9 protein-coding genes and 1 pseudogene are annotated in these 7170 nt (G+C 40.8%); 6 read left to right on the top strand and 4 right to left on the bottom strand.

Annotated features, from left to right (window positions below):
* The first annotated feature begins 149 nt into the window (after positions 1-149).
* Entirely contained in the window at positions 150-485 is a 336-nt protein-coding gene (locus AAF462_08535; GenBank protein ID MEM7009165.1) for a 2OG-Fe(II) oxygenase, read from the top strand.
* A gap of 41 nt (positions 486-526) precedes the next feature.
* Here the strand turns inward: AAF462_08535 and AAF462_08540 are convergent, their stop codons facing one another.
* Complete coding sequence (locus tag AAF462_08540; GenBank protein ID MEM7009166.1) at positions 527-667, bottom strand: hypothetical protein; 141 nt, start codon at positions 665-667, stop codon at positions 527-529.
* Between the two features lie 563 nt (positions 668-1230).
* On the opposite strand from AAF462_08540, the gene AAF462_08545 reads away from it, so the two are divergent.
* Positions 1231-2376, top strand: coding sequence for an ATP-binding protein (locus tag AAF462_08545; protein MEM7009167.1), 1146 nt, complete (start codon positions 1231-1233; stop codon positions 2374-2376).
* Between the two features lie 267 nt (positions 2377-2643).
* Here the strand turns inward: AAF462_08545 and AAF462_08550 are convergent, their stop codons facing one another.
* On the bottom strand, positions 2644-3102 hold the full coding sequence (locus AAF462_08550) for a transposase (protein MEM7009168.1): 459 nt from the start codon (positions 3100-3102) through the stop codon (positions 2644-2646).
* On the opposite strand from AAF462_08550, the gene AAF462_08555 reads away from it, so the two are divergent.
* Positions 3016-3240, top strand: a complete 225-nt coding sequence (locus tag AAF462_08555) for a hypothetical protein (protein ID MEM7009169.1) — start codon at positions 3016-3018, stop codon at positions 3238-3240. The genes AAF462_08550 and AAF462_08555 overlap by 87 nt on opposite strands.
* Positions 3241-3267: 27 nt before the next feature.
* Here AAF462_08555 and AAF462_08560 read toward each other — a convergent pair.
* A pseudogene (locus tag AAF462_08560) lies at positions 3268-3504 on the bottom strand (transposase zinc-binding domain-containing protein).
* Complete coding sequence (locus tag AAF462_08565) at positions 3488-4054, bottom strand: tyrosine-type recombinase/integrase (protein MEM7009170.1); 567 nt, start codon at positions 4052-4054, stop codon at positions 3488-3490. The pseudogene AAF462_08560 and the gene AAF462_08565 overlap by 17 nt, the downstream one beginning before the upstream one ends.
* A 109-nt stretch (positions 4055-4163) precedes the next feature.
* Between AAF462_08565 and AAF462_08570 the strand changes: the two genes are divergently transcribed.
* The 3 genes from AAF462_08570 (at position 4164) to AAF462_08580 (ending at position 6376) form a co-directional block, all read left to right on the top strand.
* Complete coding sequence (locus AAF462_08570; protein MEM7009171.1) at positions 4164-4313, top strand: hypothetical protein; 150 nt, start codon at positions 4164-4166, stop codon at positions 4311-4313.
* A 476-nt stretch (positions 4314-4789) separates the two neighbouring features.
* Positions 4790-5128 (top strand): YciI family protein, encoded by a 339-nt coding sequence (locus tag AAF462_08575; protein MEM7009172.1) that lies wholly within the window; start codon positions 4790-4792, stop codon positions 5126-5128.
* 6 nt (positions 5129-5134) lie between these two features.
* The gene (locus AAF462_08580; GenBank protein ID MEM7009173.1) at positions 5135-6376 is read left to right on the top strand and encodes a DUF6596 domain-containing protein; all 1242 of its coding nucleotides are present in this window, start codon (positions 5135-5137) and stop codon (positions 6374-6376) included.
* Positions 6377-7170: the final 794 nt, after the last annotated feature.

The raw sequence follows: 7170 nt of genomic DNA on the forward strand, positions 1-7170 counted from the left end.
AGAACAAACGGCCAGAAAACTACAGATGGACTTCTTTCAATACATCATCGACAGAAACAGTAAACAATATCAAATCCAAAGTTTGGCCATAACTTTAGAAAATGCTTACATGAAAAATACCTCAGATTTTTGAGCGCATTCGGGAATACGTGCCAAAAGAAACGTACCTCGGAATAGCAAGTGGGTTAAATGAGCGATTTAGATTTTACAAATATTATCCAGGTCAAGAATTTAAGCCGCATCAAGACGGAAGTTATTATCGAAATATCCATGAATGGAGTTCATATACATTTATGGTATACTTGAATGAAGATATGATTGGAGGAGAGACTAAATTTAATTATGATTCAATTAAGCCAGAAACAGGCAAAGCTTTAATTTTTAAACATGAGTTAGTACATTCTGGTAGTAAAGTAATAGAGGGTGTTAAATATGTATTGAGGACAGATGTGATGTACAAGAGAAAACGGAAAGAAGAAAAATAAAAGAAAACAGTAGCGAACAAAAGCTAAACCGTCAATAGCTGCTATGCGCAGCTACTGCGGTTAGCAATGCCGTTCTCGGCTATAAATCCGCCATGAATGTGAGAGATGAGCCAGGGAGTTGATCCGTGCCAATCCAGATCTTTGAGAAAATCAACGAAATGCCAACAATGTGTATAGTGCATAGCACCCTTCGGGATGCTACGGCACCATCCACGAAACGTTCTCGGCCATATATCAGCCATATTGTTGAGAAAAAGTAAGAAGGGTGAGATAAGGAATTGTTGAGAAAATGGGTCGCGGATGTGGCTTGTAGAAAATCAGTATCGGAAAAATGCCAGGAAGTTGAAAACTGCGAGATTGTTAAGAAAAGTAGAAGCCAAGAACCAGCCCCGCGAAGACAAGCAGCACCGACCACCCATCCCTTCCTGTTGGTGAATCCTCCCGCGCCCGCGAACGAAGTCTCGACCCACAAGCCGCCGCATCCCCGGACGAAGCCTCCTCGCCTGTTCGCTGGTGCAGGACGCGAGCCAGAAAGAGGAGGTCCGGTATGGCAAATTCCTGAGAAAATGCTAGTGCTATATTCACAAATGCGCTGCCGCAAAGCGGCTTCGTGCAACAAAGGCTAAAATGTCAATAGCCCCTATGCGGGGCTACTGCATTTAGCCAGACCGTTATGCGTAAGGTATTGAAGTCATTATGAAACCGGCAATCTATTGACTAAATTTACGTAAAATTAGTCAATGATATGCCGAAAATAATACTAGATCGGACTATAAAACAACAGATTTTAAAACGTTTAGTTCCAAATAAGGTAATCGTTCTACTTGGTCCGAGACGAGTTGGTAAAACTGTATTAATAAACCAATTACTTGAAAAAACATCTGAACCCTATATGCTTTTGAATGGAGAGAATATTGATGTGCGGAAAAGATTAGAATATAGAAGCACTCAAAATTATCGGAATCTTCTGGGTTCAAAACGATTTCTAATCATAGATGAAGCACAAAAGATTCCAGAAGTTGGACAAATTCTCAAATTAATGGTTGATGAAATTGAAGGCTTAAAAGTACTAGTTACTGGATCATCCGCCTTTGATATCAATAAATATACTGGAGAGCCATTGACCGGAAGAAAAAAGACTTTTAATCTGTTTGCTCTATCCGAAAAAGAACTTGAACAAACTGAGGATGAGATAGATCGTCCTGCTAATCTCCGACAAAGATTAATATATGGAAATTACCCTGAATTGATCCACTTAGTAGATTCAGAAGATAAAACTGATTATTTAAAGGAATTAGTCAGTTCATACCTACTGAAAGACATTCTCGAATTTGAAAACATTAAAAACTCTGATAAAATATTTGATCTACTTCGATTGATCGCCTTCCAAATTGGTTCTGAAGTTTCAAATACTGAATTAGGTCAGCAACTATCAATGAGTAAAAATACGGTTGATAAATATTTAGACCTGTTATCAAAAGTCTATATTTTACATTCAGTAGGTGCATTTAGTCGAAATCTGAGGAAAGAAATTGTTAAGGCTAAAAGGTGGTATTTCTATGACAATGGAATTAGGAATATCCTGATTGGGAATATGAATCCAATTGAGATAAGAAACGATATTGGACAATTATGGGAGAATTATGTAATAAGTGAAAGACTTAAGTATCAATCCTACTCAAGAATGTTGGTTTACAATTACTTCTGGAGAACTTATGATCAACAAGAAATAGATTGGATAGAAGATCGAGAAGGAATCTTGCATGCTTATGAAATCAAGTGGAATCCATTAAGAAAAGTAAAGCAGCCAGCCGCCTGGAAATCGACATATAAAAACTCCACATTTGAGGTAATAAATAATGGAAATTATCATGAATGGATAAAAAAATGAATCCTGCTGCTAATATCTAAGGCTTCAAGCGGCCCGTAGGGCCCAGCTCTGAAGCCTCGGTTGAACGAAAGCCGATTGCTTATCATCTATGGGGATTGAATGGGATTGTTAGAGGCAGGCTGCTATGCTGGTGGAATATAGGAGGATTAATTGCATGCACACATCTCTACATTTTCTCTTCTTTTTCACTTACGATTCCATTGTTTTGTTGTTTTGGCGCCATATTTTGGGATTGGGGATGAAGGCTTAAGGGGAGCTTTGCCAGCCTCACACTTGGTAGAGCAGCGGCGGTGCCCGTTTAGGCAGAAAGACCTCTTGCGTTTGCATGCTTTTTTTGCCGCAGGCGGGGCAGATCTGTGGATCATATGCCAGAGGCTTGGGCCGACTCTCTCTGGGCAGATCGATATATGTTACTTCCTGAGAGCCAAGCGTCTTTCGAGCAATCTGTAATTTTTGGGCTTTATATCTGCTAGCCAAGAAGCCATAATGACGGATTCTGACAAAACCACTTGGCAGGATGTGCATGGCAAATCGCCGAATGAACTCCTCCTTCTCCAAGCTCATTCTCCTCTTTTGCCCCCCTTTTTGATAGTCCTTATAGGAAAAAGCTACCTTCTTCTCAGTTAGCTCGGTGATCCGATGATTGGAGATGGCTACTTTGTGGGTGTATCTGCCGAGGTATTCAATCACTTGTCGAGGTCCACCAAATGGCCGCTTGGCATAGATGACCCACTTTTTGGCAAAGACTTGCATGGTCTGCCAAGCAGCCTTGAACAAAAGACCATAGACCATCTTGGGCTGACTCAGAGCAAGCGCATTGAGTTGGCTGGGCAAGGTGAAGACCAGATGAAAATAATCCACTGACAAGAGGTCCGCTTCGCGGGCACTGATCCAAGCTTCTCTTTGTGCTCCCTGACACTTAGGACAATGCCTGTTTCGGTAGCTATTATAGCTGATTCGTACCTGTCCACAGGCACGACAGGCATCCACATGCCCGCCCAAAGCCGCCGTTCGGCATTGGGCCAAGGCTTTGAGCATTCGTTTTTGATGGCCACTCAGACGCCTACTGGACTCAATTGACTCCCAGTTCTCTCGGAGCAGGTCTCCGAGTTCATGTTTGGCCGGCATCAGGATAGAGCGTATCAAATGGACTATGCGCTTGCTGGGCTACTCTTTGAGCGACATGCAGATACACCAGCGTGGTTGTTACATGTTCATGGCCCAAGAGCTGTTGGATGCTGTATAGGTCTAGTCCATCTTCTAGCAGATGCGTGGCATAGCTATCTCTGAGGGTATGCAGGCTTGCCTTCTTCTTGATCCCAGCACCTTTGACCGCAGCCCGCATCAAGGACTGCACCCCTCGGCTACTCATCAGAGAGTGCCCGTCCTTGCCAACGAATACCCACTCTCTTGGCTGACAGGCATCATAATACTTCTTCAGGCCTGTGGCAATCCCCACAGAGAGCGGAACATATCGATCCTTGTTGTACTTACTGCGCCGGATATGGAGTTGCATCCGATCAAAGTCGATATCTGCCTGCTTGAGATGGATCACTTCTGAGATGCGAAGGCCTGCCGAATAGACCAGAGCCAACAAGATCCGATGCTTCAAGAGTTTGGGGGCATGAAAGAGACGCTTACATGCTTGCCGGCTCAGCACAGTATGCAGCTCTTTCATCCCGCTTGATCCTGGGCAAGCGGATGGCTCGGTCGTCTCGACCTACCAAGCGAAAGGCATAGCGAAGACCATAAACGGTGTGCTTGAAATAACTCAAAGAGGGAGACTCATGATCGCGAAGCATCAAGAGGTAGTCATTGATCTGTTCATCGCTCAACTCGAGGGGTGTGCAGCCAAAATACAGACTCAGCTTAGCGATACAGCGACTGTAGTTGAACAGGGTACTTTCGCTTTGGCCATTGAGACGGATCTTCCGTAGCATCTGCTGATACATCTCTAAGAAACCGCCAACCTCAGCGCAGGCTCTTTCGATTAAGTTCTTTTTTTCATAAGTTCAATCAGTTATTTGATAAGATGGCTAAAGCTAAGTCTTGGACAGCGATTTTGCCAGGCTTTGGCTGCCGAAGGCTTCGTCCAACAAAAAATAAACGCCATTAAAACAAGCGTTTATTCAAACCGTTAGCAATAATTATAAGATAAAAATGAAAAAACTAATACTCGGACTATCGATCATTCTTACCCTAATTGGATGTGATGCATTAACAGGAGAAGATAATAAAATATAAAAGATGTCACCTATCCGCCAGCCTTCGCTTCGCTGCGGCCGATCGGATAGCTAGTTGCTCTTGGCAAGCAAAAAAGAACATAATTACTGTCCAATTCAAAGAAATTCGTTCGTCAAGTAAATGAGAATGAATTTTTTTAACAATAAAACTTTTAACGATGAAAGACTTCATGATGTTATTCCATAGCGAGCCAGATCCAAATATTCAACCAACGCCTGAAGAAATACAAGCAGAAATTAAAGCTTGGCAAAATTGGATGGTAGGAATTAGTGCTCAAGGTAAATTAAAGAATCCAGGAGAAGCTCTGGGGTTCGAAGGGAAGACTATGCACTCTGATGGAGCTATTACTGATGGTCCATACGCTGAACTGAAAGAAATAATAGGAGGTTTTATTATTGTAACTGCACCTTCAATTGATGAGGCTATTAAGCTAGCAAATGGTTGCCCAGCACTAAGTAGCGGTGGGAAAGTAGAAGTTAGAGATATTATGCAATTTGAAGATGTATAATAATTCATGATTGACAATCAAATAACACAAATCTTTAAATCAGAGTACAGCAATCTAGTTGCTGTACTTTGTCATTTTTATGGAATACAAAATATTCAGTTAGCAGAGGATATTGTCAGCGATACTTTTCTTCAGGCTATGAAAGTTTGGGCACATAAAGGTGTACCAGATTTTCCAAAAGCTTGGCTTAGAAAAGTGGCTATTAATAAATTCAAGGACCATTGTCGAAGGGATCAAATATTCAAAGAAAAGGTTGAGAGTAAACTAATTCAACATAATGAACAAGTTGAGGAAATCATTCTGGATGAACAACTCATTTCTGATGGAGTACTAAATATGATTTTCGCCATATGTAACTCTAATCTCAAGATTGAGGTACAAATCTGTTTAGCTCTAAGGTTATTATGTGGATTTAGTATTGATCAAATCGCTGCGGCACTGCTGACAAATAAGGAAAACATTAACAAAAAGCTATATCGAGGTAAACAACAATTAAGGAAATACAAATCTAATTGGAATCAGTTAACTCTTGATGACTACATTTCAAGAATTGTCCCAGTCTTAAGGATCATTTATCTAATTTTTAACGAAGGATATTATAGTAACACTGGTAGTAATAATGTTAAGCAAGATTTATGTTGGGAAGCAATGAGATTAGGTATTTTTTTATCGGAACAAACATTTTTACCCAAAAAGAACACCTATGCTTTGATAGCTTTGATGTGTTTCCATGCATCGAGGATTGATTCCCGAACAAATTCGTCTGGTAAATATATCCTTTATCTAGATCAAGACAAGAGTAAATGGAACACAGACCTGATCAAGAAAGGAGAATACTATCTGACTAAATCTGCAAATGGAAACGAGGTATCTAAATATCATTTAGAAGCAGCTATTGCATACTGGCACACAACAGAAACTCCCGAGAAATGGGATAATATTCTACAATTGTATAATAGACTGATTATACTAGAATACTCTCCCCTTATTGCAATGAATCGGACTTATGCTCTTGCTCTAGCAAACTCAGCTGAGGAAGCTATTCTTGAAGCGAAAAAACTAAACCTCACTGATAATTACTATTACTTTTGGCTTATGGCAGAACTTTTCCGAATGAATAAAGATTACAAAATGGAAATTAAATATTTACATAAAGCCTTAAATTCTGCAAAAAAAAGTAGTGAAAAAGAAATCCTTAATACCAAACTAGAAAAAGCAAGCCGAGAACAAAGTACAGAACGTACATAGCGGCTAAACGCCGTCAGGTCGTCTGCTCCGAGCGTTATCGGCCATATATCAGGCAGAGATTTAAGAAAATGCGGGATTGTTGAAAAGAGGTATTTGGCGTAGCTGATAATAGGTTATTAGAAAATAGGGCGAGCGAAAAAACAAATTAAGTAGAAGACCAAAACCAGCCCCGCTAAGAAAAGCACTACCGACAAGCCATCCCTTCCCAAAGGTGAATCCACCCTCTCCCGCGAACGAAGTCTCGACCCACAAGCCGCCGCATCCCCGGATGAAGCCTCCCCGCCTGTTCGCTGGTGCAGGACGCGAGCCAGAAAGAGGAGGTCCGGTATGGCAAATTCCTGAGAAATTGCTAGCTTGTAATCAGCAGCGCAGATAATATGAAACACAGAACCTTTGAAAAAAATAAGCCGAGAACATCACCTATCCTCAAGATCGAGCCTGTTCGACTCGATCCGGCGGATAGCTTAGCGTTGTGTGCAACCAGAAAATCATAAATCACTTGTTTAGAAAGCAACATTTTAATAGATAAGCCACACGAAGAAATATGGAAGTAATAAGATTAGACCGGCAATTTCTTAAAAAGGCTGAATGGCTCAAAATAATCGGATAACTAAGAGACTGTTTGAACATCTGTCACTTATTTTTTGTATGCGTCTTTTTTCCTCATTCTGCGGCTTTTTTGTTCTCATAGCACCACTATGAGAACAAAAATACACCATAAAAATTCTCAGCACAGATTCCTAAACAGTCTCTTAATAAACTTGGAAGAAGTGAAAAAGAATTATAAAGAAAAC

Source organism: Thermodesulfobacteriota bacterium (assembly GCA_039028315.1).
GTDB lineage: Bacteria > Desulfobacterota_D > UBA1144 > Nemesobacterales > UBA2774 > CR02bin9.

Bases quoted from the DNA above. Each gene is read 5' to 3' on its own strand.
- AAF462_08540 (MEM7009166.1), bottom strand. From the start codon at position 667: ATGCACTATACACATTGTTGGCATTTCGTTGATTTTCTCAAAGATCTG.
- AAF462_08545 (MEM7009167.1), top strand. From the start codon at position 1,231: ATGCCGAAAATAATACTAGATCGGACTATAAAACAACAGATTTTAAAA.
- AAF462_08555 (MEM7009169.1), top strand. From the start codon at position 3,016: ATGATTGGAGATGGCTACTTTGTGGGTGTATCTGCCGAGGTATTCAAT.
- AAF462_08565 (MEM7009170.1), bottom strand. From the start codon at position 4,054: ATGAAAGAGCTGCATACTGTGCTGAGCCGGCAAGCATGTAAGCGTCTC.
- AAF462_08570 (MEM7009171.1), top strand. From the start codon at position 4,164: ATGATCGCGAAGCATCAAGAGGTAGTCATTGATCTGTTCATCGCTCAA.
- AAF462_08575 (MEM7009172.1), top strand. From the start codon at position 4,790: ATGATGTTATTCCATAGCGAGCCAGATCCAAATATTCAACCAACGCCT.
- AAF462_08580 (MEM7009173.1), top strand. From the start codon at position 5,135: ATGATTGACAATCAAATAACACAAATCTTTAAATCAGAGTACAGCAAT.